The sequence below is a fragment of the Aquirufa nivalisilvae genome (genome assembly GCF_003143535.1).
Classification (GTDB): Bacteria; Bacteroidota; Bacteroidia; order Cytophagales; family Spirosomataceae; genus Aquirufa; species Aquirufa nivalisilvae.
This window is the reverse complement of sequence record NZ_CP029346.1, coordinates 1,360,601-1,386,906: the sequence shown is the minus strand read 5'-3', so window position 1 is coordinate 1,386,906 and position 26,306 is coordinate 1,360,601. Positions and strand designations below refer to the sequence as shown.

The 26,306-nt window shown below is 37.5% G+C and carries 25 protein-coding genes and 1 tRNA gene; 9 read left to right on the top strand and 17 right to left on the bottom strand.

Going from position 1 to position 26,306, the window contains the following annotated elements; all coding sequences use genetic code 11:
* Nucleotides 1-2: 2 nt before the first annotated feature.
* Together HME7025_RS06140 and HME7025_RS06135 are read right to left on the bottom strand one after the other, a co-directional pair.
* Nucleotides 3-413: a thioredoxin family protein gene (locus tag HME7025_RS06140; protein ID WP_109322786.1), complete on the bottom strand. Its 411-nt coding sequence runs from the start codon at nucleotides 411-413 to the stop codon at nucleotides 3-5.
* A 4-nt stretch (nucleotides 414-417) separates the two neighbouring features.
* Nucleotides 418-1,029 (bottom strand): Rieske (2Fe-2S) protein, encoded by a 612-nt coding sequence (locus HME7025_RS06135; RefSeq protein WP_109322785.1) that lies wholly within the window; start codon nucleotides 1,027-1,029, stop codon nucleotides 418-420.
* A gap of 325 nt (nucleotides 1,030-1,354) precedes the next feature.
* Between HME7025_RS06135 and HME7025_RS06130 the strand changes: the two genes are divergently transcribed.
* Entirely contained in the window at nucleotides 1,355-2,308 is a 954-nt protein-coding gene (locus tag HME7025_RS06130) for a 3-keto-disaccharide hydrolase (protein ID WP_109322784.1), read from the top strand.
* An 86-nt stretch (nucleotides 2,309-2,394) separates the two neighbouring features.
* Here the strand turns inward: HME7025_RS06130 and HME7025_RS06125 are convergent, their stop codons facing one another.
* The 9 genes from HME7025_RS06125 to HME7025_RS06085 all read right to left on the bottom strand — a co-directional run bounded on the left by HME7025_RS06125 (nucleotide 2,395) and on the right by HME7025_RS06085 (nucleotide 9,442).
* Nucleotides 2,395-2,946, bottom strand: a complete 552-nt coding sequence (locus tag HME7025_RS06125; protein WP_109322783.1) for a hypothetical protein — start codon at nucleotides 2,944-2,946, stop codon at nucleotides 2,395-2,397.
* Between the two features lie 54 nt (nucleotides 2,947-3,000).
* A complete protein-coding gene (locus HME7025_RS06120) occupies nucleotides 3,001-4,125 on the bottom strand; it encodes a glycoside hydrolase family 88/105 protein (protein ID WP_109322782.1) in 1,125 nt (374 codons plus the stop codon).
* Nucleotides 4,126-4,134: 9 nt separating this feature from the next.
* Nucleotides 4,135-4,449, bottom strand: a complete 315-nt coding sequence (gene rhaM, locus HME7025_RS06115; protein WP_109322781.1) for an L-rhamnose mutarotase — start codon at nucleotides 4,447-4,449, stop codon at nucleotides 4,135-4,137.
* An 86-nt stretch (nucleotides 4,450-4,535) separates the two neighbouring features.
* Entirely contained in the window at nucleotides 4,536-5,552 is a 1,017-nt protein-coding gene (locus tag HME7025_RS06110) for a threonine aldolase family protein (protein WP_109322780.1), read from the bottom strand.
* Between the two features lie 4 nt (nucleotides 5,553-5,556).
* Entirely contained in the window at nucleotides 5,557-6,705 is a 1,149-nt protein-coding gene (locus HME7025_RS06105; protein ID WP_109322779.1) for an Lnb N-terminal periplasmic domain-containing protein, read from the bottom strand.
* 6 nt (nucleotides 6,706-6,711) lie between these two features.
* Nucleotides 6,712-7,383, bottom strand: coding sequence for a 16S rRNA (cytidine(1402)-2'-O)-methyltransferase (gene rsmI / locus HME7025_RS06100; RefSeq protein WP_109322778.1), 672 nt, complete (start codon nucleotides 7,381-7,383; stop codon nucleotides 6,712-6,714).
* A 186-nt stretch (nucleotides 7,384-7,569) separates the two neighbouring features.
* Nucleotides 7,570-7,657: transfer RNA gene (locus HME7025_RS06095), tRNA-Ser, on the bottom strand.
* Between the two features lie 21 nt (nucleotides 7,658-7,678).
* The gene (locus HME7025_RS06090; RefSeq protein WP_109322777.1) at nucleotides 7,679-8,485 is read right to left on the bottom strand and encodes a tRNA (adenosine(37)-N6)-dimethylallyltransferase; all 807 of its coding nucleotides are present in this window, start codon (nucleotides 8,483-8,485) and stop codon (nucleotides 7,679-7,681) included.
* 45 nt (nucleotides 8,486-8,530) lie between these two features.
* On the bottom strand, nucleotides 8,531-9,442 hold the full coding sequence (locus HME7025_RS06085) for a hypothetical protein (RefSeq protein ID WP_109322776.1): 912 nt from the start codon (nucleotides 9,440-9,442) through the stop codon (nucleotides 8,531-8,533).
* A 25-nt stretch (nucleotides 9,443-9,467) separates the two neighbouring features.
* Between HME7025_RS06085 and kduI the strand changes: the two genes are divergently transcribed.
* Both kduI and HME7025_RS06075 read left to right on the top strand, forming a co-directional pair.
* The gene (kduI, locus tag HME7025_RS06080; protein WP_109322775.1) at nucleotides 9,468-10,298 is read left to right on the top strand and encodes a 5-dehydro-4-deoxy-D-glucuronate isomerase; all 831 of its coding nucleotides are present in this window, start codon (nucleotides 9,468-9,470) and stop codon (nucleotides 10,296-10,298) included.
* Nucleotides 10,299-10,300: 2 nt separating this feature from the next.
* Nucleotides 10,301-12,196, top strand: coding sequence for a glycoside hydrolase family 88/105 protein (locus tag HME7025_RS06075; protein ID WP_109322774.1), 1,896 nt, complete (start codon nucleotides 10,301-10,303; stop codon nucleotides 12,194-12,196).
* Here HME7025_RS06075 and HME7025_RS06070 read toward each other — a convergent pair.
* The 3 genes from HME7025_RS06070 to HME7025_RS06060 are packed head-to-tail and all read right to left on the bottom strand — an operon-like array spanning nucleotide 12,193 to nucleotide 15,559.
* Entirely contained in the window at nucleotides 12,193-12,846 is a 654-nt protein-coding gene (locus HME7025_RS06070; RefSeq protein ID WP_109322773.1) for a DNA/RNA non-specific endonuclease, read from the bottom strand. The two genes, HME7025_RS06075 and HME7025_RS06070, sit on opposite strands and share 4 nt — an antisense overlap.
* Nucleotides 12,847-12,855: 9 nt before the next feature.
* On the bottom strand, nucleotides 12,856-13,635 hold the full coding sequence (locus tag HME7025_RS06065) for a carboxylesterase family protein (protein WP_226998290.1): 780 nt from the start codon (nucleotides 13,633-13,635) through the stop codon (nucleotides 12,856-12,858).
* Between the two features lies 1 nt (nucleotide 13,636).
* Nucleotides 13,637-15,559, bottom strand: a complete 1,923-nt coding sequence (locus tag HME7025_RS06060; RefSeq protein WP_109322772.1) for a beta-N-acetylhexosaminidase — start codon at nucleotides 15,557-15,559, stop codon at nucleotides 13,637-13,639.
* 122 nt (nucleotides 15,560-15,681) lie between these two features.
* On the opposite strand from HME7025_RS06060, the gene HME7025_RS06055 reads away from it, so the two are divergent.
* On the top strand, nucleotides 15,682-16,923 hold the full coding sequence (locus tag HME7025_RS06055) for an ammonium transporter (protein ID WP_109322771.1): 1,242 nt from the start codon (nucleotides 15,682-15,684) through the stop codon (nucleotides 16,921-16,923).
* Between the two features lie 18 nt (nucleotides 16,924-16,941).
* The gene (locus HME7025_RS06050) at nucleotides 16,942-17,283 is read left to right on the top strand and encodes a P-II family nitrogen regulator (RefSeq protein WP_109322770.1); all 342 of its coding nucleotides are present in this window, start codon (nucleotides 16,942-16,944) and stop codon (nucleotides 17,281-17,283) included.
* Nucleotides 17,284-17,408: 125 nt separating this feature from the next.
* Here the strand turns inward: HME7025_RS06050 and HME7025_RS06040 are convergent, their stop codons facing one another.
* From HME7025_RS06040 to HME7025_RS06030, 3 genes are read right to left on the bottom strand one after another with little or no spacing between them, the layout of a single operon-like run.
* Nucleotides 17,409-18,083, bottom strand: a complete 675-nt coding sequence (locus tag HME7025_RS06040) for a DUF3291 domain-containing protein (RefSeq protein ID WP_109322768.1) — start codon at nucleotides 18,081-18,083, stop codon at nucleotides 17,409-17,411.
* Nucleotides 18,084-18,123: 40 nt separating this feature from the next.
* A complete protein-coding gene (locus HME7025_RS06035) occupies nucleotides 18,124-18,558 on the bottom strand; it encodes a VOC family protein (protein ID WP_109322767.1) in 435 nt (144 codons plus the stop codon).
* Nucleotides 18,559-18,609: 51 nt separating this feature from the next.
* Nucleotides 18,610-19,539 carry a virulence RhuM family protein gene (locus HME7025_RS06030; RefSeq protein ID WP_317046248.1) on the bottom strand — a complete coding sequence of 310 codons (930 nt, stop codon included), beginning with the start codon at nucleotides 19,537-19,539 and terminating at the stop codon, nucleotides 18,610-18,612.
* Nucleotides 19,540-20,174: 635 nt separating this feature from the next.
* On the opposite strand from HME7025_RS06030, the gene HME7025_RS06025 reads away from it, so the two are divergent.
* The 4 genes from HME7025_RS06025 to HME7025_RS06010 are packed head-to-tail and all read left to right on the top strand — an operon-like array spanning nucleotide 20,175 to nucleotide 26,306.
* Nucleotides 20,175-20,762: a TetR/AcrR family transcriptional regulator gene (locus HME7025_RS06025; protein ID WP_109322765.1), complete on the top strand. Its 588-nt coding sequence runs from the start codon at nucleotides 20,175-20,177 to the stop codon at nucleotides 20,760-20,762.
* A gap of 19 nt (nucleotides 20,763-20,781) precedes the next feature.
* Nucleotides 20,782-22,107, top strand: coding sequence for a TolC family protein (locus HME7025_RS06020; protein WP_109322764.1), 1,326 nt, complete (start codon nucleotides 20,782-20,784; stop codon nucleotides 22,105-22,107).
* A gap of 24 nt (nucleotides 22,108-22,131) precedes the next feature.
* Nucleotides 22,132-23,187 (top strand): efflux RND transporter periplasmic adaptor subunit, encoded by a 1,056-nt coding sequence (locus tag HME7025_RS06015; RefSeq protein WP_109322763.1) that lies wholly within the window; start codon nucleotides 22,132-22,134, stop codon nucleotides 23,185-23,187.
* Nucleotides 23,188-23,198: 11 nt separating this feature from the next.
* Complete coding sequence (locus HME7025_RS06010) at nucleotides 23,199-26,306, top strand: efflux RND transporter permease subunit (protein WP_109322762.1); 3,108 nt, start codon at nucleotides 23,199-23,201, stop codon at nucleotides 26,304-26,306.

Genomic DNA, 26,306 nt, shown 5'->3' with positions numbered 1-26,306 from the left:
GACTATCGGTATTGTTTGATTTCAGCTAAAAACTTAGCAACAGATGGTTGGTATCCCTCCCATTCCTTTAATACTTTGCCTTGTTCATTGATTAATAGAGTCAATGGGAATTTGCCTGAACTATTGTATTTTTCTGCCAAAGCATCATTCTTAGCTTGCTGATCTTTAGCTAATTGATTCTTCTTTAACCTAGGAAAATCAGCACGAATTAATTCCAAATTACCTTCTGCAAATGCAGTAAATTCTACCGATTCAAAGACATCTTTCTTTAATTTAATACAAGGACCGCACCAATCAGAGCCTGAAAAATTCAATAATATGAGGCGATGCTGTTGTTTAGCATTTTGTTGAGCAGTGGAAAAATCACTACCCCAAACCAGTAAATTCAAAAATATGTGAAATAATAAAGTCATAGGATTATGCAAAAATTACAAGAGTTTTACCGTCGTTGGCTGTTTTGTAAACCGTTAATCCACGGCTTCCTAAAGAATTTAAACCTTGGCCAGCTAAAGAAAAACGAGCACCATGGTCGGTACAATAATATTCTGTGCGATTGAAAATAATTCGTTGCTTGGGTTCATGGGAACAAAGGTTTTTGGCAGCGACATATTCACCCACTGAAACGCAAGCCACGACTGTTCCACTTGAAATAATATATCCACCCGCAGTTTTTAATGCGCTAGCCGTCGAACTTGTTAAATCCAATTTCAGCACATAGCTTTTAATGGCATTTAATTCATCTGTCGTGATTTTACCAACCGTAGTTCCTGCAGTAGCAGTACTTCCTCCACTCGTGCTTCCAGATGTTGAACTACTGGTACTTCCAGAAGTTGAGCCAGTACTTGTAGCAACTTGTGAGGCTTTGGTACTATCTAAAGAAGTAACTTGTTGTCCATTTTTATTAATAATAAGTGGTTCTAAAATGGCATCCTCTTTACGAGTACAAGCTGCTAAAATAGCCATCAATGCTGAACCTTTAAAACCAATGGATTTGAGGAATTGATACCTACTATACTTTTCTTGATTCATCTAAACACGGAATTAATATGTCGGTAAAGCTAAAATTTTAATTGTTAACAAGAAATAGCCCAATTCATGAAAAACACAGTAAGTCGATTAAAAATGGGATTCCGACGACCAATCTGGGTATGAAAAGGTCCTAATTTATCAAATTGATAATTTAATTTTAAAATAAGTACATCAGTCATTTTTTTAGAAGGAAAATTCAAGCAGATTTAAAACATTGAACTTCACCAACAGGATAGCACCTATCTCGTTTCAATTTTATTGTAATTCAGAATTAAAACAATGAAAAAATCGTAAATTCAAAGTTCAAACAATACTCAATTTTACTATGAAACAAAGATTCATTCAATTCATTAAAGCGACTTTCATGCTATCCATGGTTAGTTTATCCTTCGGAACCTTAGCACAGGTACCAGCAGGACACTCGGTGGTAGAAGGAAGATGGGATATCACCATTACTAAAAGAAATGTAACTACTCCTGCTTGGTTAGAAGTAACTCATTCTGGCTTAAAGACATTAACTGGCCATTTTGTTGGAGATGGAGGAAGTTCTCGACCTATCTCAAAAGTCAATTTTGCCAATAATATTGTCTCATTCAGCATTCCTCCACAATGGGAAAATTCAGAAAAAGATTTAATGTTAGAAGCTGAATTAAAGGATGATAAATTAATGGGCACATTAACAACCCCTTTAGGAGAAAAATTCCGTATTCTAGGTGTTAGAGCTCCAAAATTATGGAGAGAAAAGGCTCCAGTATGGGGTACTCCAATTACACTTTTCAATGGCAAAAACATGGATGGATGGCAAACTTTAGGCCCAGACAATCAATGGGTAGCTGAAAATGGAATTATGAAAAGTCCAAGAACGGGGGCAAATATACGTACAGTTCAAACTTTCCACGATTTCAAATTACATGCTGAATTCCGTGTTCCTAAAGAAAGTAATAGCGGTCTATACTTACGCGGTCGTTATGAAATCCAAGTAGCAGATAGCAAGGGATTAGAACCAGCAAAAGATCAATTGGGTGCCATTTATGGATTTGTAGCTCCGCTAGAAAATGCAGCTAAAGAAGCTGGAGAATGGCAAACTTATGACATTGAATTAGTGGGACGTAATATCACCATCACATTGAATGGAAAAACAGTTATTTACAAAACTGAAATCCCAGGTATCACTGGTGGAGCATTAGATAGTAACGAAGGAGAACCAGGTCCTATCATGATTCAAGGTGACCACGGTCCTGTAGAATACAGAAATTTGATTATTACTCCAGCGAAATAAATGTAAAATGAAGAATGTAGAATGTAGAATTGTTTAGCTTTTCTTCACTCTACATTCTTCAATCTACATTCTTAATTCTACATTCCTCACTCCGCCTTTCTAGGCAAGTACCATCCTAACCACAGTCCACATAATCCCCAAGATATTATTAGATCTATAAGTTCTGCTCTAAGGTCAAATACGGGATACCAAATATGTTGGGTATATGGAGAGTTGGTAAATACGATTACCGCAATAATTAAACAAAGGCCTAAAATATCGCGCATCTTAGGTGTTTTTAATTGTTTAATTAGGTAAACAACTAGCAATACTAAGAAAATATCCACGATTAAACCTCGAATCATATTATCCTGCATGGAAATTTGATAGTTGGTATAATATTGAACTCGAGCCCAAGGTTTACCAGTTACTTTTTTAGCAAATTCCTCTGCTTGAGCCATATTTTGCTCGTTTTCCATCCGAGGTAAAATATATCCACCCTCCTTTTTGAGGTGCTTATTCAAAGAAATCATTACACTATCTTGATTGGCAGTGTACATTTGAGATGGCTCATGCAGATTAAAAGCTACATGGGAGGCTGCTTGCCAAAAGAAGATAATTAGTCCTCCTACGATTGCCCCATTAATTGTTTTTTTCATTGTTTTATAATTTAGTACGAGCTAAAATTATAAAAAAAATTAGAAAACATAGAATTAATTTGATTTTAACATTTCAGAGCCGGCCAAAAGAAAACATCCTAAGCCAAAATCTTCAAAATTAGGCACCGAATTAAATGTAACAGGTTGAGAATCTTTAGGTTCCTTCCCTGTACCTTGAACATAACCTAAAAACCCATTTGGATGAACACATTTGTTCATCGCTTCCCAAGCCTTATCAGCAGCTACTTGATATTTTTTACCCTTCAATATTCGATGGCGAAGAGCCCATTTCATCCCATATACAAACAATGCAGTACCTGTTAATTCAGGACCACCAAAATGACTTTCATCTTTTAGGCTTACATTCCAAAATCCATCATTTCGCTGCAAAGGAAGTAATGCTTCTGACATATCTATAAAATCTCGGATATATTCCTCTCGGTGCGGTGCATCAGCAGGCATCACTTCTAAGGTTCTAATCAAGGCAGCATATACCCAAGCATTTCCACGTGACCAATAACAATTTTCTCCATTGGGTTCTTTGTAAGGAGGAACAAAATCCTTATCCCGCCACCACAGATGCTCTTGTGGATTATATAAACCTTTGCCTCCATGATTGTATTTAGTAAATGCATATAAATCATACATTTTTTCATAATATCGGTTATCATGAAAACGTGTACCTAATCTTGCAAAGACAGGCATACTCATTTGTAAACAATCCACCCAGGACCAATCATCTGCTTTTTGAGTAGCCAACATATAATCGATATTCGTTTTGATAGGTTTGATTCTGGCTGAATCACTTTGAATGTCAAACAAATCCAAATAGACTTGTCCACATGCTTGATTATCAGCATTTCTTGTTTTCAAACCATCTCGTAATCCCCATTGATGAAAAGTCCCCCAATCTGTCATGTATTTCAAATCAGATTCTTTGGGATCAATTTTATAAAGTTCCATCAGCCCTTCATAATATACAGCTCTAGTCCAAATATTCGAAGGACGCGTTCTATCGGGACTAACAATCACTTGCCCTACATCAGGCCATTTCTGTTTAAAATAGCTATTAGCCAAATGCATTTGAGCTAAAATCTGCTTTTTATTAGGTTTAGCAAAGCTTGTAAATAGTACAAAAAATGCTAGAACCAAGCTTGAGGTGAATGATCTAATTTTCATCAGAAGTGATTATGCTAAATAAAAAACGGATGGAATTTCAACGGATTTGGGAGAATTATCTGGATTACTTTCCATGATATCTGCCATATAGGCCCACCACTTTTGCATGATGGGTAATTGAGGTAAATTATCTAATTGGCTTAAATCTTCTGCCTCTAAATATGCAAAAAGCACTAGGGTCTCAGGGTCTAGGAAAATGGAATAATTTTGAACACCTACAGACTTCAATAATTCAGCCAATTCTGGCCATATTTCATCATGTCTTCTTTTATATTCAGCTTCTTTACCTGGATGAAGAAACATTTTAAGGGCCTTTCTTTGCATATTGTAATGGATCTAACTGTTGAAAAAAGTCAATAATTCAACAATTCTACTCAATCAATTAAACAATGCCAAAGAAAAGAATTGAACTACGACTTGATGGCTTTTTCAAAACGACTTAAGTCCTCATCATCAAACCCTAAATGAGTAACAAACCGAATGTATTCAGCACCAAAAGGTGAGCATTTAATGCCTTTTTGAGCTAATTCAGCTACTTTGATGGTGGAATTTAAACCTTCCCGTATTTTAACAATCACGATATTTGTAACCACAGGTAATGTGGATTCTACCCAGAGTAAAGTGGAACAAATTTCCGAGATAGCTTTCGCTCTTTGGTGGTCTTCTTGAAGTCTTACCACTTGGTGATCTAATGCATATATCCCCGCAGCAGCAAGCATTCCCGCTTGTCGCCAACCTCCACCTAATCGTTTTCTAATCCTCTTAGCTTTTTTGATAAAAGCTTCATTACCAACCAAAACAGACCCAACAGGTGCTCCCAAGCCTTTTGACAAACAAATCGAAATGGAATCAAACCATGCCCCAAATTGAGATGGAATTTGACCAGTTACAGCCATGGCATTAAATATGCGTGCACCATCTAAATGAAGTGGTATTTCTTTTTTCTTACAAAAATTTGAAATTTCATCTAAGCTTTCACTGCTGTAAACACTTCCCCCTCCTTTGTTCACCGTATTTTCCAAACTCACCATAGCACTTTCACAGGCATGTATATCATCCGGTGAAATAGCTGCTTCTATTTGAGATTTAGTCAAACGTCCTAAATCCCCTTTCAATAATTTAACAGAAGCACCGGCATTGGCCATGATACCTCCACCTTCGTATAAATAGATATGCGATAACTCATCACATATCACTTCCTGACCTTTAGAAACGGTAGCCGAAATAGCCATTTGATTACTCATCGTTCCTGATGGACAAAACAAGGCGGCTTCTTTATGGAACATATTAGCCAATTTGGACTCCAAAGCCAATACACTCGGATCTTCTCCAAAAACATCATCCCCTAATGGCGCCGAAAACATGGCGTCGCGCATCCCTGGTGTTGGTAAAGTGAAGGTATCACTTCTCAATTCAATGATTTTCATGAAACTATTTGGAATAAAAACGAGACAAAAAGAACAAACGAATCAAAATGGGCAAGGCAATAATAAATAGACCATAAAAAAGATAACCTGTAATTAAGCTGGCTATGAATGCAACAAGAAAGGCCACTCTGACGTATTTGAGCCAAAATCCTCCTGTTGTATTTCTAGCAAACCAAAAGACCAAGGGGAAATGTATCGGCCATAATATCAAACAACTTACATTATAGGACATCACTTCATGATCGGTAGCTGTAGCCAAAAAGAATATCAACATCCCGAATAATCCATAAATAAGAAAAAGAGCAATATCCAAGCCAAAGAGCAAGCCTTTCTTATGCGAAAAGCGTAAGGATAAAAACACCAAAACAAGCGATAATGTCAGCAATACAGGAAGAGGTCCAAAGGGATCAAAACCAGTCATAGGATTTGGCTGAGATTCGAACAAGGTCAAGGATGCTTCTACCAATTTTTGATTATTGAAGCTTGCTTGAGCTGTAGCTATTTCCAGATTATCAGGCAAATAACAAGATTGAGAAGCATTGGCTTTTACATCAGAAGGTAAACCCAAAGCCATGTTCATCCCAAAAGTAACCCAAGCAGTAGTAGGCAAATATCGGTTCATCCAATCCCGATAAGAAAGTCCTTCCAAGCGGGTCATTTTATCCCATGGATATGCACCTGGGGCAGCCTGCGCAAATATATCCCGAATACGGGTGGCACAGTTGTCATAGAAAAACTTATATTGGTAATAGCGGTTTTCAGGCAGGTAATTCTTTTCTAAAGCTTGAAATATTTGATTACGTTGAGCATCACTCAAAGCTAAAACCTGTTCCCTTAGTGTTCTATTCTCGTACTGTGAATAATAATTAAGCACATCGGACATATTGTTGTATGACAAAGAATAGGGCAAAGTGCCTTTTAAAAATTTCAAATAAAAATTTTCAGTTTGAAAATCAAATGTACCATAGCTATATGCCCTATCTAAACCTGTAGCTGGGTCATATACACGAATTAGGGTATGTCCAAAATAGGAATACAATTCTGTACCAGGAGCAATCGTCACTAAGGACACGCGTGATTGTGAACTTAGACTATTTTGGGCCCAAGTTGAGCTCATCAAACAGCTCAGAAACAACACATACAAATACTTCATAAAAGCTTATTTACCAGCAATAATTAAAACCATTTCACCTCTAACTTTATCAGGATGTTGATTCAAATACAATAATACTTCAGCCGCCGTTCCTCGAATCATTTGCTCATGCATTTTAGATAATTCTCTTGCAAGCATAACCTGCCTTGCTTCTCCTAAAAACTCCACAGCTTGTTCCATCGTTTTCACAATTCGATGAGGAGATTCATATAACACCACTGTCTTATCTTCTTCAGCAATAGCTTTCCAACGCGTCTGACGACCTTTTTTGTGAGGCAAAAATCCTTCAAATATAAATCGATCGCAAGGGAATCCTGAATTCACTAAAGCTGGGACAAAGGCTGTGGCTCCCGGTAAAGTCTCCACCTCTATTCCTTGTTCTACACAAGCTTTGACCAATAAAAAACCAGGGTCTGAAATCCCTGGAGTCCCTGCATCGGATACTAAGGCCATCGACTTCCCTGCTAATAACATCTTAATAACTCCTGCAACCCCAGCATGTTCATTGTGCGCATGATGTGCAAATAAGGGCTTATTGATGTTTAAATGTTTCAATAGTTGACCCGTATTACGCGTATCTTCAGCCAAAATTCCATCCACTTCCCCTAAAATCCGAATAGCTCTTAAGGTAATATCTTCTAAGTTTCCAATGGGTGTAGGAACAATGTATAATTTCATGCAATGAAAATACTACATAAATATGAATTTCTTGGGAGTAAGAACAATTATGAAGAATAATTTACCTTCCCTTAAGATTCGAAAAAGACAAGGATTACATAGATTGATGAAATGTTATTAACCACCAATGATGTCAGGCAATTTGAAGATTTTAAAACAAAAAAAGCGCAAATTTCTTTGCGCTTTTGGTAGAGGGTGAGGGATTCGAACCCCCGGGCCTGTAACAGCCAACAGTTTTCAAGACTGCCTCGATCGACCACTCTGACAACCCTCTGTCTCAAATTGAGAATGCAAATTAAGGCCTTTTTTCGATTTTAAGCAAGTCCTTTGACAAAAAATCCTTAAAAATTAATTGAGAAATCATCCAATCGACTGCTTCTGACCGCGTTAAATTTTCAGGAATCCATTGAATATCAATACCTGAACGTTCCATTTTACGGAAAAAAGTCATTTGCCTTTTAGCAAACTGATGAATGGCTACTTCTAGTCCTCTTTCCAGTTCATCTCGACTAATTTTCTTTTCTACATAATCAGTTAACCATTTATACTCCAGTCCTAACCAACGTAAATCGGCTGGCTTGACACCCTCATTTAGCAGATTCTCAACCTCTTGTATCATCCCTTCATCTAAGCGCTGAAATAGTCGTTTCGAGCAATTTGTTCTTCTTGTATCCCATGAAGGCTGTAATCCAAAAACGATGCTTGAACGATCCAATTTCAGAGGTGAATCTAAAAATGGAGGAAGGCTAGAAAATTGATAGCTAGCCAAAACTGCGTCGATGTACAAGCCCGTACCCCCGCATAAAATGGGATATTTCTTATGATCATCAATGACTTTTAATGCATCAAAAGTATCCTTCTGAAAATGCGCCACAGAATATGGATCTCCTACTTCTAAAATATCGATTAGATGGTAAGGGACGACATTTTCGTCTTGCCCATATTCCAATAAATCTTTTCCAGTTCCAATATCCAAACGACGATACAATTGCCTAGAATCGGCTGAAATTATTTCTCCACCGATTTTCCTAGCCAATTCTACGGCCAAAGCAGTCTTGCCACTAGCTGTTGGTCCAAGAATAGTAATAAGTGGTAATGACATATAAATCAGATAATCAATTGGCAATGATTCTTGCACAAAATTGCGTCAATTTTCTGGAAAATAGATGCGCAGTTTTTTATTTCCTGCAGTACAAACGGTCGCCTCATCCCAAGAACGACAAATGACTCGGTCTCCTTGGTCGTTTATGTTATATAAAATAGGCTTAGTCAACTGAACTTCTTGAAATCCAATCGATTGATAACCTTCGCCCCTATTCCATTCCAAATCGATGTAGGTCATGATATTATCCACCTTTTCTTCTTGCTGATAATATTGAATCATCTTACTCAATCCGCCGACAATACGTGTTCCTAAAATAGAACAAAAGCGAATTAGCTCACCTGAACGTTTTCCTTCAAAACCTTTTTCCTTCATCAGCATGGGTTTTGCAAAGGCAGCCACTCCCACCAATTTTTGCTCTCCCAAATAGTATTCACTTGATATATTCCGAAATTGACGATGCAGCGGCACCACTAAACCATAAAAACTTTTAGCTTGTACTTTACCTAATAGATGCTCTGTTTCTAAAAATGTATTGGCTATATCTTTAGCAATTGGTACAACCCGTAAATCTCGAGCAAAAATGGACTTATAGCCTAATTTACGGTATTGAAAATATTTCTTAATCCATTCGGAATGATTGTACCAAATATCTTCCCAAATTCTAATCCATTCTTTTGATCCAGCTGTTTGCTCTACATACTGTTTTTGCCAGGTTAAAGTATCTGTATTTCTCTTCATTACTTGGTAATCGGCCAAAGAAATACATTGAACATAAAGTGAAAGCTCTGGCAAATACAGGGTGTTAGGACTACTATCTTTAACTATTTCTACCGTTAACTCGATTTCCTTAAAAAAAGAGGACACATCATCATAGAAATTAATAGGATATACCATCATGCCATTAGAAATTGCGCCTAAAGATAGCTGCAATTTGAGTAGAATATCTTCTGTCATCTCTTTCTAAACTAAAATTAATCACATGAACTATCGATTTGAGGCGAGTAGAAAAGAAGTATCAACCTTTACTAATCAAGAATTAAGGGACCAGTTTTTGGTTGAAAATATATTTGAAGCAAATCAAATTCACCTAACTTACACCATATATGACCGCATGATCATTGGTGGTGCAATGCCTGTATTGGGTGAAATCAAATTGCCTAACCCAGAAAAATTAAAGGCCAATTTTTTCCTTGAACGCAGAGAATTGGGAATTATCAATGTAGGTGGACCAGGAATCGTGAAAGCGGATGGACAAAACTTCGAAATATCTAAATTAAGTGCTGTGTACCTAGGTAAAGGAACACAAGACGTAAGTTTTAGTTCTGTCTCAGCCAACGAGCCTGCCCAGTTCTATTTACTTTCTTCACCTGCACATGCCACCTACCCTAATGAAAAATTAGACCGAGAAAATGTGGTGACAGTCAATGTGGGTTCATTAGAGAATTCCAATCATAGAACCATTTACAAATACATTCACCATGATGGGATACAATCTTGTCAATTGGTCATGGGCTTAACCATTTTAGAACCTGGCTCTATCTGGAATACCATGCCTGCTCACGTGCATGACCGTAGAATGGAAGCCTATTTATACTTTGATGTAAAACCTGGTCAAGCTGTTTTACATTTAATGGGTGAAACCAAAGAAACGAAACATATCTGGGTTCAAAATCATCAAGCTGTGATTTCCCCACCATGGTCAATTCATAGCGGCGCAGGTACTCAAAACTATTCCTTTATTTGGGGTATGGCTGGTGAAAATAAAGATTATACTGACATGGATTTTTCTGAAATTACTGAACTACGTTAAATATGAAAAAAGCGCTTTTAGGTATTCTTAGCTATTGTTTACTAGCTCCAGCTTGGGCACAAAACACTCCATACTCTACTCAAATGGCACAATCTTTGATGCATACACATCAAGATTCCATCCAGGTTAAAATTGGGAAGCCCGCTACTTGGGATTATGAACAAGGCTTATTCCTAAAGGCGCTTGAACAAGTTCATCAAAGAACCGGTGACGCTTCTTACTTTCAATACATTCAGAAAAATATCAATAGTTTTATCAACGAGAAAGGAGATATTCGCACGTACAAGTTTTCTGAGTTCAACTCTGATAATATCACCACAGGCAGACTACTACTTTCTCTTTATCAGGAAATAGGAGAAGATAAATACAAAATTGCAGCAGAGCAATTACGCTTACAAATCAGCAAACAGCCTAGAACGAAAGAGGGAGGATTTTGGCATAAAGATCGCTATGCAGACCAAATGTGGTTGGATGGTTTATACATGTTAGAGCCATTTTATGCCGAATACAGTCGTGTTTTCCATGAAAACAATTGGGATGATATTGCTCTTCAGTTTCAACTGATGTATAAAAATGCCAAAGACCCTAAAACGGGACTTTTATATCATGCATATGACCATGAGCGCAATCAAGCTTGGGCAAGTAAACAGACAGGATTATCTCCTAATTTTTGGGGAAGGGCCATGGGCTGGTATGCGATGGCTTTAGTGGATGTATTGGACTATTTTCCTTTGCAACATCCTAAAAGAAATATGCTGATTAAGCAATTGAATGAATTAAGTGCTGCGCTTGTAAAAGTGCAAGATCAATCCACTGGACTTTGGTACCAATTACCCACATTAGGTACTCAAAAAGGGAATTACTTAGAGGCATCCTGTGCCAATATGTACGTATACGCCTTTGCGAAGGGGGTTCGCAAGGGCTATCTTCCCTCCTCTTATTTGGCTGCATCTCAAAAGGCCTATAATTCTATCCTAGAAAAATTCATCACCAAAGATGCTCAGGGTTATATTCATTTGGAGAAAACAGTGAGCGTGGGTGGATTAGGCGGTTCACCTTACCGAGATGGTAGTTTTGCTTATTATATGTCGGAGCCTTTAAAAACAGATGATTTAAAAGGCGCTGGTCCTTTCATAATGGCCTCTTTGGAAATGGAAATTGCTAAAGAATTAGGTATTGGAAAAGGCAAAAAGGTGGTTTTAGATTATTATTTCAATCATGAATTCCGTAAAAATAAACAAGGCAACATGGAGCGATTCCATTATACTTGGGAAGATAGAAAAGATTCGGGATTTCAATTATTAGGAGTTCAAACGGAGCAATTGGGTGCTAAAATTGATAGTTTAGCTCAAGCTCCTACTGTGAAAAACTTAGCTGGGGCTCAAGTTTACATCATCGTAGATCCAGATAGTCAAAAAGAAACAGCAAAACCAAATTACATGCGCACCCAAGATGCGGATGAAATCGAGAAATGGGTGAAAGCAGGTGGAACATTAATTCTATTGGCTAATGATACAACTAATTGCGAAATACCGAAATTCAATACTTTAGCTAAAAGGTTTGGAATGGAGTTTGTGGGTCCTAACTTAAACATGGTTCAAGGTAAAAACTGGCATCAAGGAACCTTGAATATATCAGCCAATAATCCAGTTTTCAAAGGATTGAAAAAAATCTACATCAAAGAAATTTCAACCATCAAGCTTTCTGGTCCTGCCAAATCCTTGGAAGATCTACAAGGTTATTGTGTAATGGCTATGGCTCATGTAGGTAAAGGAAAAGTATTTGCTTTAGGTGATCCTTGGATTTACAATGAATACACGAACAATCGTCGTATACCATTGGAATACGAAAACTTCCCTGCAGCTAAGAAATTGATGGAATGGGCCTTAAAACCTTAAGGAAATCGCAACCCCGTCATTTTCTCTAAATTGGTTTTAGAGGTGGCAAATGTTTGCCAGTTTGGATGCAATTCATGAGAATTAGGAAATAATAGATACCAGGTTTTTTCTTGACTGACGACTACTTTCCAACAATATTTGGGGATAACCACTTCGTTCCCAATTTTATCTAATACGCCTAGACCACCGGCATAAATAGTCAATTTTTGGCCTCTTTTGGCCAATTTTCGACAATAGGCTTCTAAACGCTCCCATGGGCCACGATTTAATTCGGGAGTTTGAGGAATCATGTTGGACATTTGAAATGTCTCTGCATTTAGAAAAGAGCTTGAAGACCGATCTTCAGAATTACACAAATGCCCCCTGTCGTAACCACTGTGTTTATAATCATCCGCTTCTATTCTTTTAAATAGCCTTGGTAAGTCCTCATCTTGCCTAAAACGATTGGATCTAGGCACTTCACCTATATCCGAGGCAGTCAAAGTCCAAGCCACCCAATTGGCTTTCCCTTGTACCCCATCATAAGACATCACATAGCCTTTCTTAACCTGTAAATAGTTGGTTGTTGAGGCCGTAGATGCCCCTGAAATATTAAAAATACCTCCAGGTAATAAAGCTACCTGGAGGTATAATAAGATGCTTAACAGCATAATTAGTTATTATTTTTTATGAGAAAACATCCAAGAAAATAATTCAGGTTCTTTAAATGCATTATCCCATGAATTATGATTGACCCCTGGATATTCGGTATAAGTAGGATTGGCTCCCGCTTCTTTTAAGGCAGCAACTGCCTCTCTGGAATGTCTTACGGGTACCACTGCATCAGCATCGCCATGGAAAATCCATAAAGGTAGTTTTTTGGCATATTTTTTAACAAAATGCAAATCAGCTCCTCCACAAATGGGAGCCGCAGCAGCAAACATTTTAGGGTTTCTTGAAATGGCTTCAAAAGTACCCATTCCTCCCATAGACAATCCCATGATGTATAAGCGCTTCTTATCTGCCACTTTCTCCTTGACTAAACTTTTGACAATACTGACAGCAGCTGCCAAAGGCCAATTGGGTTCTTTAGGATATTCAAATACGAAAGTTGTCGGCTTGGTATTACGATCAATTTTCACGGTGGACCAGTAGGAATTAGCTGGACATTGCGGGAATATCACAATGGCAGGGTATTTCGATTGATTGCTAGGATCTAAAAACAATTTGGATCCATGTGTCAATTGTTTTTCATTGTCGCTACCCCTTTCTCCAGCCCCATGCAAAAACAAAATAACGGGGTACTTCTTCCCTTTTTCCATATTGGAAGGGTAAAGAATTTGATACGGCAAAGTTTGATCAGGACCAAAAGCTAATTCTCTTTTTTCAAATTTAGCTTGTGAAAATGCTCCCAGGCTTAGGAATAAGCCACATAATAAGAAAAGGAATTTCTTCATCATTTTATTTCTTTAAACGTTTTTTCAAATCTTCAATAGATATTGTCATCATCCTACCTACTTTTTCTTTGCCACGGTAAGAAATCATCCGCATCTCTAAAGCATCCTTAGGAATAATCACTTTACCTGTGGCAGCTGGATAAAAGTTATCTGGATATGAGTAATCAAAACTATAGTGAACAGATAATGGATTCACTTCAGTACTTAATTCTACCCACAATTGACCTTGTTCGTTTTTCCCAACTTGAATGATGGCATCATACATACTTGGAGCATATTTCTTTTCTGCTTGGTCAAAACGACCAAAATGATGTTCAACACGGCTAACAAAATTATCCCAATTTCTATTTTCTTGTGGAGACCACAACGCTTCGGATACTGCCCATGCACGAGGGAATAACATGTACTGTAAATGACGGTATGTAAATAATTGCTCTGACCATAAATTAGCTTGGCCGCCTTTCACTAGCTTGGCATCAACTCCTTCAGGTACCGGATTGAAGGCATATGAATCACGCAAACGAACTGTTTCATAGACAGGTGGTTCGATAGCGGCATCGCCTTGCATTAAATCGACATAAACATGATTATTAGGAGTCATCACCACTTCGTGTCCATCCTTAGCAGCTTGAACACCCCCAGCAATACCCCTCCACGACATCACAGCCGTGTTTTTTGGTAAACCTCCACCCTCTAAAATCTCATCCCATCCCATCATTTTCTTTCCTTTGGAAGTAATGATTTTTTCCAAGCGACGAGTAAAAAAGGCTTGAACCTCTTGCGGAGTTTTAAGGTTCTCCTTTTGCATCATGGCTAAAATTTGAGGATTCTTTTCCCAATAGTTTTTAGGGCATTCATCTCCTCCCATGTGAATGTATTCAAAAGGGAACATTTCGGCTACTTCAGTAAATACTTTATCTAAGAAGGTATAGACCTTCTCATTAGCAGGACATAAGGTATTGTCTTGCAAAGCAACGGCATGTCCATGTGACCAATCGATAAAAGGTTCGCCCGAAATAACTTGATAATTCACCGCTTCAGGAGTACAAGAAAGTTCTGGATATGATGCAATAGCGGCCATGGAGTGTCCAGGAACATCGATTTCAGGCATTACATTTACAAAACGTCCTTTAGCATAAGATACAATATCTTGAATATCTTCTTTGGTAAAAAATCCACCTTGGGTACGAGGTTCATTCGGTTCTGGCTTAGAGAACTCCGTAAATCGACCTACTTTGGGTACATTCCAAGCTCCTTTTTTGGTCAAATTAGGGAAAGATTTAATCTCTACTCTCCAGCCTTCATCATCCGTTAAATGGAAGTGCAAAATGTTGTATTTATATGCCACCATCTCATCAATGAACTGCTTTACTTGATCTTTATTAAAAAAGTGCCTAGCTACATCGAGCATTAAACCTCTCCAAGCAAAACGAGGATAATCCGTTATTTGAGCAAAAGGAACTTTCCAAGTTTGCTTAATGACCGTTTGTTTAGCCTCTATTTCTTTGGGCATTAATTGTAATAAACTCTGAACTCCATAAAATAGACCAGCAGGTTTATTGGCAGTTATCACAATTCCTCTAGCATTTACTGCCAAAGTATAACCCTCATTCCCTAGAGTAGGATTAGCTTGTTTTGATAATATCAAACGAATTTGAGCCAAATCTGCTTGTGAACTAGCATCCCAAAGCATTTGAACCTTACGCATAGCTGTCTTTTCCAATCGATCGGTTAAGTTTTTAACCGTGGCTTGTAGCGCTTCAGATTTAGGAGCGGCAATGATAATTCGGTTAGGTAAACTATAAAATCCTTGCGGATATTCAGCTTTAACTGGAATCGGAATCAAGTGAGCTTGTTGAGCTGTAAGAGACACGCTAAAGCCTTGCAGAAGAAAAACTGCCAATGCAATACATTTTAATTTCAACATAATTTTTAAATAGATTTTAGGTAAAAAATGTAAAATTTTTGTTTTAAAGGTTAAAAAATAAGGTCGTTTTCGAAATTTTAATATAATTTCGTAGAAATAAGGTTAAAAACAGAAACAAAATCATGAATAACACCATTTCTCTTGCGGCTCAGCAAGTCGAACTTACACATGCTATTGATACTGTCTGGGTGGCCCTTTGTGGAGCGCTCATTTTTCAAATGGAAGGAGGCTTTGCTCTATTAGAAGCAGGCTTTGTCCGTTCAAAAAACGCAGTTAGTATCATTGCCAAGGTCATGATCGACATCATGTTTGGCGGAATAGCCTTTTATGTAGTAGGATTTGGTATTGCCTACGGAACAGGTTTATTCGATTTCGGAATCAATTTAGGAGATTTAGGTTTAGGACTCACCATTTCCAATAAATTATTTTGGTTTATTCAAATGGGATTTGCCATTGCGGCTATTTCCATTGTTTCGGGAGGGGTAGCAGAAAGAATGAAAATGTGGGCTTATGCTATATATGTAACCATTTTTTGTGCTTTTTTATATCCTATTGTCGCACATTGGGTTTGGAATCCACAAGGCTGGTTTGCACTCAAGGGATTTAACGATTTTGCTGGTTCTGCTGCTGTACATGCCATGGGAGGTTTTGCTGCTTTGGCTGGTGCTATTGTTTTGGGTCCAAGAATTGGAAAATACAATGAGGATGGCAGTATCAATGCTATTCCTGGACATAATTTAACATTATCTGCAGTAGGTGCCTTTTTACTTTGGTTTGGTTGGTTTGGTTTTAACCCTGGTTCTACCTTAGCCGCCGTTGGTAAATGGGATCTAATTGGATCAGTAGCTACCAACACCTTTTTAGCTTCAGCCATGGGAGGTATTTCAACCATGTTGTATACTTTTTTACGCTATAAGAAAGTGGATATAACGATGGTTATCAATGGGGTTTTAGCAGGTTTAGTAGCTGTAACAGCTGGATGTAATGTGGTAAGTCCAGAAAGTGCTTTAGTCATTGGATTTGTAGCCGGTATATTAGTGGATGTGGCTGTTGTATTAATCGACAAAATGCAAATCGATGATCCAGTGGGTGCAATTGCCGTACATGGTATCAATGGATTTTTTGGTACAGTTGCCGTTGGCCTTTTTTCCGAGAAAAATGGATTATTTACAACGGGACAAAGTGAACAATTGATGATTCAATTGATGGGAGTTGGAATTATCAGTATCTTTTCTTTTAGCGCGACATTCGCGATATTTAAGTTACTAAAAAGCACCATCGGTATCCGATTAAGTTACAAAGCAGAATCTGCTGGTATTGATGCTGTGGAATTTGGAGTAGAGTCATATACCACATTTGAATAAGCTGAAAGGAACAAACACATGAAAAAAGTAGAAGCGATCGTTAAGCCATCTAAGTTAAAAGCCATTCAAAAAGGGCTTATAGATGCCAATATACCATGTATGACGGTAGTTCCAGTACGTGGAGCGGGATTACAACAAGGCTATTCGGAGATTTACCGTGGTACTGAGAAGTCATTGATTTTACTTCCCAAGGTGATGATTATATGCGTAGTAAGTGACGAAAATCTTGAAAAATGCATTGATGTCATTTTAGATAATGCCTCAGAAGGCAATACTGGAGACGGCAAAATATTCATTTATGATGTGCAAGATGCGATTCGTATCAGAACTAGAACTAGAGGAGTGGAAGCAATAAAGTAATTGTAAATGGTGAATTGTAAATGGTGAATTGTTAATGGTGAATTGTAAATGGTGAATTGTGAATTGTAGATTACTGAATAGAATACAATCTTCGATATCAATCAATATAATTTACCATTCACAAATTACCATTCACCATTAATTTTCTTGGTTTTCATCCTCATAAACATCTCTTCTGAATACCATTGATATTGCCTCGTTTTTTTAATCATGGGGGCATGGGATCGTGAACGGTAAGCAAAGGCATCTAAGGCCTGCACATTTTCCCACAGACTGAATGTTGCTTGTTCAAACAAGGGAATCTCCCCTACTCCTTTGGCATAAATGAGCCCGGCTTGATTTTCAATACCTCGACTAGAAGAGGGCACATTCATCCAAAATCGTAAGGCTTGTGAGCGACGGATGCTGGCACGCGTAATAACGGCCACTGGTCCATCCCAAGGCTCTTGATCTTCTTCAAATTCAAAAGGTTGTAAATTATTCCAAGTACCATGTCCTTTCCATGGTGTAGCATCCCATCCTGAAATCGATTGACATAAACCAGAAAATTCGAGCCAGCGTTTATCATGTTCGAAAAAATGCTGCGCAGCTTCTTCCTTCTCCCAAAGACCTAAAAAAGCATAGGTGCCCCAATCTGGCCAAATAGAAAAGCCTTTTCCAGCTCCTGTTCCTAATTGTCTAGCAAATAGTAAACCATCAGCTTGCCAAGGATTAGTTCTCAATTTCCCCATCAAAGAAAAAGCTTTAAGCTTTTGTCCAAAACCTGCAACATGAAAAAACCGAATGGTGATGAATTGCATGAGTCTATTTTCCAGGAATCGACGTGGTTTGGTTCACTTGCTATTTGGCTGTAAAGGTAATCATCCAATTGATACCAAACTGATCAGTTAAAGTCCCATAATAGGCACCCCAAAACATATCTTGAATAGGCATGGTGATGACTGCACCGTCTGACAATCCATCAAAAATTCGTTGCGCTTCTTCTTTACTATCTGGTTCCACACAAATGTGCATGTTATTTCCCGTGCTTACGCTAAAACCTAGCTCCGCTGGAGCATCGCTAGCCATCAAGATATGATCATTCAATAGAGGTAGTTCAATGTGTAAAACCATGTGCTGAATAGAATCGGGCACAGGAGGTTGATTCTCATCAACTGGCAATTCGCCAAAACGTTGAATGCCATTGACAAACTCGGTCTTGAAAATTGATTGATAAAAGAGAAATGCCTCTTCTGCATTTCCAGGGAAATTGACGTAGGTGCTGATTCTGGGCATATATTTATACTTTAAAGCAAACTAATTCAATTATTTAAAAATTATATATCATCACAAATTTTTATTAATAATAGATTTTGTTGGGTTAATTACTTTTTTAACTTGATTTTCAAAATCACTTACATAGTTTTGATCTTGAATTACCCTGAATTTGGCAAACTCTTTTTCTACCAGTTTCATTGCTACTTCATGACTTACTTTCCCAGCTTCGTTGAGTATTTGATATTCATTAAATTGCAAAAAAGCATCCAACTTGGTTATCCAATCTGACATATTCATTGGTATTTGTCTTTCGGCTTGCAATTCGGCAAAATCTAAATACATGGTAACGATACGTTCCAACTCTTTGATTTCTTTTTCTTGCATATAGTTTTTTGCTGTACTTATATCGCCTTTTAATACTTTGCCTGTGGGTGCATTTTTCCAAGTGGTTAAACCCATATTAGGTTTACTGGCATCGGCTCTTTGTGCTATTAGTTCGGCTGCTGTTTTGCCTGTAATAGCCCAATGTAATTTATTTTGAACTGTCTTAAAAAACAATTGTGTTATTTCTGCATCCTTATTATAGTCTATACTGCACTGCTCATAAATGTCCGTAATTTTAAGGTAGAAGCGCCTTTCGCTAGCACGAATTTCACGGATGCGTTCCAAGAGTTCATCAAAGTAATCTTTGCCAATGCGTTTGCCTTGTTTCAAACGTTCATCGTCTAACACAAAGCCTTTGATTATAAACTCTTTAAGGGTTTGGGTAGCCCAAATGCGAAATTGGGTCGCCTGAAAGCTATTTACTCGATAGCCTACAGCTATAATGGCATCTAAACTGTAAAAATCTAATTTTTCAGAAACTACACCTCTAAAACCTCTATTTACCACAGTTTCCATTTTGGAAATAGTGGTAGATGAAGTTAATTCTCCTTCAGCATAAATATTAGTTAAGTGCTTACTAATGGCTGGTACTTTTACTCCAAATAATTCTGCCATGGCTTTTTGGGTAAGCCAAAAGGTTTCGTTATTAAAAACTACTTCAATATTCACATGGCCCGTTGGAGTGCTGTAAAATATGATATCGCTACTTTGCATAATCTATGGAATAATAATTTGAATCCTAAAACTATACTGCAAGTATTAAAATTAGTATAGATTTACCAAGCAGCGGGAATTTATAAAATGAAATTACTTCCCGATACATGAAACGATAAGAAACAAAAAACGCTGAAACCCTTGTAAACAGTGACTTTCAAGAAGTATTTCGAGCAACAAATGAGCAACTACTCATCAAATTTCGACTTTCTTGAGTTACAAATCAGCAACAATAAAGAACGATAAAACGAAGATAAATTAAATTTTTGATACTTGTATTTTGTTGTCGTTTTTTTCTTCTAGCTACATCATCACTACTTCTTGTTTTGTTGCCTTCAAATGCGCAAAATTTAATGCAATGAGCCATTGAGCTTTTGAGCAATTGCGTATTTGCTTCAGATAAATTTCAATACATATAAAGCCAATAAAAATTCAAGAGCGACTATTTATTTTCTCTGAATATTGCTTGTTTGTTTGAAAATGTTGTTTATCTTTGTGAGTGAATACTAACTAACATAAAAACGAATTAGTCCAGTATGCAAGAATTTACAGACAGGCAAATAGAAATAATGGAAGCGGCTACCAACCGCATTTCAAATTATGGTATTCAGAATTTGACCATTAAAACATTGGCGGAGGATATAGGTTTGTCTGAGCCCGCCCTTTACAGGCATTTTAAAAGTAAAAATGAGATCTTATTGAGTTTGTTGGAGTACTTTAAAAAAGAAATGAAAAACCGTATTCAGGCTCTTTCTTTTAAAACAACTGACACTATTGCTGATGAATTAAGGGCCATTTTTAATTCTCAGCTACAAACTTTTACTAACAAACCTGCTATTGTGAGTGTAATTTTTGCAGAAAGCATTTTCCATTTTGATGAAAGTTTGAGTTCTAAAGTGGCTGAAATTATGGATATGATGCAGGACTTTGTTTCTAAAAACATTAAACAAGGACAAGAAAAAGGACAATACAATAAATTGATTGGAGCTTCTACCCTTACAACCATCATTATTGGTGGAATGAGAATGACTGTGCTGAAATGGAAATTATCGGGACATAAATCTAATCTAGTTAAAGATGGCAAATCGGTATTAGATGGAATTTTAAAAATGATTGAAAATTAAAAAAAAAATTTAACTTGCTATGTTAGTGAATACTCACAAACTCATATTTGGCCTGATCGTTTTATTTGGTTGGAACGTAGCTCGAGCCCAAGAGGTTTGGACACTGAAACAATGTATTGATACGGCACAGGTCCATAACAAAACTTTGCGAATCAATCGCAATAACATATCTATCAGCGAACAACGAAAAAAAGAAGCACAAGCTAATCTCATTCCGAAAGTTACCGCCAATACCGATTACAAATATTTTATGGAATTACCTACACAGCTAATGCCGATGAATGCACTCAATCCGCAAGCTCCGGAAGGTCAATTCAGAGATTTGCAATTTGGTGTTCCGCACAACATTAACGCCAATGTGCAGTTGGCTATGCCTTTGTATAATCCACAGATTTATGGAGCGATACAAAGCACACAAATTGCTAAAGAACTTACAGAATTGCATTTTCAAAAATCGGCAGAACAGGTTCTGTTTGATATTACCACATTGTATTACAATGCTCAAATTATCTTACATCATTTGGCTTTTTTGGACAGTAATATTGCTAATACCGGAAAGCTACTAAAGAATATGGAACTCTTGAAAGATCAACTTTTGGCTAAAGGTAGCGATGTGAGCAAAGTAAAACTGCAAGCCGAACAACTCAACACGCAAAGGCAAAATGTAAACTACAAACTTATTCAGGTCTTGAATGCATTGAAATTGAATATGGGAATTTCATTTGAGCAAAATATTTCTGTTGTTTCTGAAATTCAACAAAAAGTTTCTTTAGAAAGTAATACAAGAAATATTTTGGATTTAAAAATTATCCAAAAACAAAACCAACTGCTTCATAGTGATTTAAAGACATTGAACCAGTCGAGATTTCTGCCTTCGCTAAACTTAATTGCTTCTTACGGAACAACAGGTTTTGGCTACGACAAAACCCCAAATGACTTTCTGAAATTTTATCCCATAGGCTTTGCAGGTTTGCAACTGACTTACCCGCTTTTCAACGGAACAGTTACACAGCGAAAAATAAATCAAAAAAAACTGGAAATCAGCAATAACGAATTGCAGGCTCAACTGATTGGCGATAAAAACAAAATGGAAACTGAAAATGCTTTAAGGCAAAGAACGATTGCACAGCAAACAGTCATCAATACCGAAAATCAAATCACTTTGGCTCAATCTATTTATGAGCAAACCATTTTACAGCAAAAGCAAGGTACGGCAATACTTACCGATGTTTTATTGGCTGATAATGCACTTCGTGAAGCACAGCAAAATTACCTGTCGGCAGTGATAGATTATCTGAAAGCGGATTTGGAGCTAAAAAAGCTGGCAGGAACAATTAAGAATTAAAATAACGAATAAAAAATCAGGAATATGAATTGGAAAAAAATAATCGGGATAATTGCTTTGGTTGCGGTAATAGCACTTGTGTTTTTTAAGTTGAAAAACAATAAAGAAACCACCGAAAGCAAGGTGTATCAATATGACAAAGAAAAACCTATTACTGTAAATGCTGACACCATTCGTTTGCAGACTATTGATGATGCAAATACTTATACAGGTACTTTTGAGCCGAATAAGGAAACAAAAATCAGTGCGGATATACAAGGAAAAATCAATGCTGTTTTGGTAGATGTTGGAAGTAGTGTAAGCAAAGGACAAACACTTATTCAGTTGGATAATTCGTTATTGAAATTACAACTGCAAACGGTTGAAGTGCAGATTGAGGGTTTGGAAGACGATGTAAAACGATACACCATTTTAACGGAAGCCGATGCCGTTCAGGGGGTGCAGTTGGAAAAGGCAAAATTGGGATTGAAATCTGCAAAAGTTCAGAAAGCAACTTTATTAGAACAAATCAGTAAAACCACCATAAAAGCACCTTTCAACGGTGTGGTAACTGCCAAGCTCAATGAGGAGGGCGGTTTTGCAGCACCGGGTATTCCGTTGCTACAAATTACGGATATAAGCACTTTACGTTTTACGGTTAATGTTCCCGAAAATGATTTGGTGCAATTCCAAAACAATCAAACCTACAAAATCAATGCTGATGTTTATCCCGACATTTCCCTATCGGGCAAAATTTCAATGATAGGAAGCAAAGCCAATCTGGGCAATAGTTTCCCAATACAGTTTCAGGTTGCCAACACCAAAAACTTAACCATAAAATCGGGAATGTTCGGCAAAGTAAATCTTTCTGAAACCAAACAAGAACAAGGTATTCTTATTCCGACATCTGCCATTACAGAAGAAAATGGAAAAGCAAAAGTATATCTCATAAAAAACGGAAAAGCCGTATTGCAACCGATAACCATATCAGGAAATATCGGCAATAGAACGATTGTATCAGGCGGATTGGCAACAGGCGATATTGTGGTAACGAATGGCTTTATCAATCTGTTTGACGGAGCGAATATTACGATTAAATAAAATCAGCGAAAATGAATATTACAGAAATATCAATCAAACGTCCCTCGCTGATTATCGTACTTTTCAGCGTATTTGCCCTGCTGGGAATTATCGGCTACAAGAATTTGAGCTATGAACTGATGCCCGATTTTAATCAGCCTGTTGTGGTTATCAGAACCGTTTATCCCGGTGCAGAACCCAACGAAGTGGAAACTTCCGTTTCCCGAAAAATTGAAGATGCACTTTCTAATCTGGAGGGCGTAGATTATTTGCTTACCAAATCATTACCCAATGCTTCAATCATTATTGCCAATCTGAAATACGGAACAGATTTAGACAAAACAATGCAGGACGCTCAACGCTACATTGACAATATCCGAAAGGACTTGCCTAACGATATTCAAAACCCTGTAATGAGTAAAGTGTCGCCTAATGATTTGCCGATAATGTCGGTTAGTGCAACCAGCAATTTAGAGCCGACAGTGTTTTATCAAAAAATGAAAGACGATTACCTGCCACAAATCCAACAGCTAAAAGGAGTGGCAGAGATAACCATTTTAGGCGGAGAAGAACGGGAAATTCAAATCAAGGTGGACAAAGAAAAATTGAAGCTCTATAAAATTTCTTTGTATCAGGTAGTGGAAGCTGTCAATCGTTCGGGGATTGATTTACCTGCCGGAAAATTGCAAACCGATACAGAAAATAATTCGGTACGTTTGGTAGGAAAGTTCAACACCATTACGGACATAAAGAATGTTCAGGTCGCAATGCCTTTTCCAAACAGTCCTGTTTATGTGAAAGATATTGCGGAAGTAACAGACGGCATTAAAGAAATTACTTCGTATAGCCGTTACAACCGTAAAAACGGTATTGGCTTAATGATAAAAAAACAAGGTGATGCCAATGCCGTTGATGTTTCAAAACTGATTAGGGAAAAATTTCAGTCCATTGAAAAACAAAATGCCAATGCAGATGTAAAATTTGTAGTTACGGATGACAGCACCGATAACACCATAGCAGCCGTTAACTCGGTAGTGTTTGACTTGATTTTAGCCGTTATTTTAGTGTCGTTGGTAATGTTACTTTTCCTGAGAAGTTTCAGAAACTCATTGATTGTTTTGGTTGCCATTCCTACTTCCTTAATTACCGCTTTTGCCGTGATGTGGCTTTTGGGTTATACGCTCAACCTGATGACTTTGCTTGCAATGTCTTTAATCATCGGTATTTTGGTGGACGATGCTACCGTAGTTTTAGAAAATATCCAACGTCATTTGGATATGGGTAAAGAAAAAAGAACGGCAGCTATGGACGGAAGAATGGAAATCGGTTTTTCGGCATTGTCTATTACATTGGTTGATGTGGTTGTGTTTCTGCCGATTTTATTCTTACAGGTTTTTGTTGCCGATATGCTCAAACAATTTTCGGTAGTGGTTATCACATCTACGCTTACAAGTTTATTGGTAGGTTTTACTTTAACGCCTTGGCTGGCTTCACGCATCGGGAAAAAAGAAGATTTGCAGCCGACTAATATCTTCAACCGTTTTTTGCTTTGGTTTGAACATCAGTTAGACAAATTTATCAATTGGTATGGCAGAACATTGAATTGGGTTTTACATCACAAACTCATTTTTACAGGATTTGTTTTGTTGCTGTTCGTAGGGACGGCAGCAATGATGAAACAGGGAATTATTGGAAAGGAACTCATTTCCACAGGCGACCAAGGGAAATTCCGTTTGGCATTAGAGTTTGATAAAAGTACTTCCATTCAGCAAAACAATTTGGTTTCAGAAAAAATAGAAAACTATATTTTGAAACAACCCGAAGTTTCAACTGTTTTCAGCAATGTAGGCGGACCAAGCACAGGTATCGGAAGTTTGGGAGTTGGTTCTGCCAATAAAACCGAATTTACTATTCAGCTAAAATCCAAGAAAGAAACAAATAATCTTTCTACTGAAACCTTTATGCGAAAATTGCGAACTGATTTGCAAAAAGAATATTCAGGCATCAATTTTTCAATGATAACATTAGGCTTAATTCCACGTTCTGCACCGATAGAAATTACATTAAGCGGAAGCGACTTAGACCAGGTAATGCAGACAGGTAATGACTTAAAAACAGTCATTGAAAAAATACCTGGAGCAGATAATGTGCGGCTTTCGGTAGAAGCAGGAAGCCCTGAATTAAAAGTCATTCCTGACAAAGACAAAATGCAGCGTTTAGGATTGAACACGGCTTATGTGGGAATGAATTTGCGTACCGCTTTTACAGGAAATGACGATGCCACTTTAACGGAAAACGGAACAGAATATCCTGTACGGATTTGGTTGGATAAGTTCAGCCGTCAAAATTATGATGATATTAATAATTTGAATATTGTCAATCCAATGGGTGTGCCAATTGAAGTTTCGCAGTTTGCAACTATTGAAAGAGATAATTCGCCTTCGCTTTTAGAACGAAAAGACCGACAACCTGCCGTTACATTAACTTCCGATGCACTCGGCAGACCTTCGGGAACTGTGGCTGACGATGTCGTGGCATATCTCAAAAACAACCCCTTACCCAACGGCATACAAATGACTTGGGGAAGTGATATTAAACGGCAAAACGACAGTTTCGGGGCTTTAGGCTCTGTATTGTTGGTTTCATTTTTACTCATTTATTTGATTATGGTTGCCTTGTACGACAGTTATATTTATCCATTTGTTGCCCTGTTTGCCATACCAGTTGCCGCAATCGGAGCATTTTTAGCATTGAATTTATCACTAAGTAATTTGAGCTTATTTGCTTTGCTCGGTTTGATTATGCTAATGGGATTGGTAACAAAAAACTCCATCTTAATTGTGGATTTTACAAATCAACTGAAAGCAGATGGAAAACATTTCAAAGAGGCATTGATTACTGCAGGCAAAGAACGTATGCGCCCAATCTTAATGACGACTTTTTCCATGGCAATAGGAATGTTGCCCATAGCATTAGGCAGCGGAACAGCAGCAGAATGGAAAAACGGACTGGCCTGGGTAATTATCGGAGGTTTAATTTCTTCTTTGGTTTTAACTGTATTTTTAGTGCCGATGGTATATTATTTGGTGGATAAAGTGAAAGAAAAAATTAGCAATCAAAAAACTGGCGAATTCAATTAA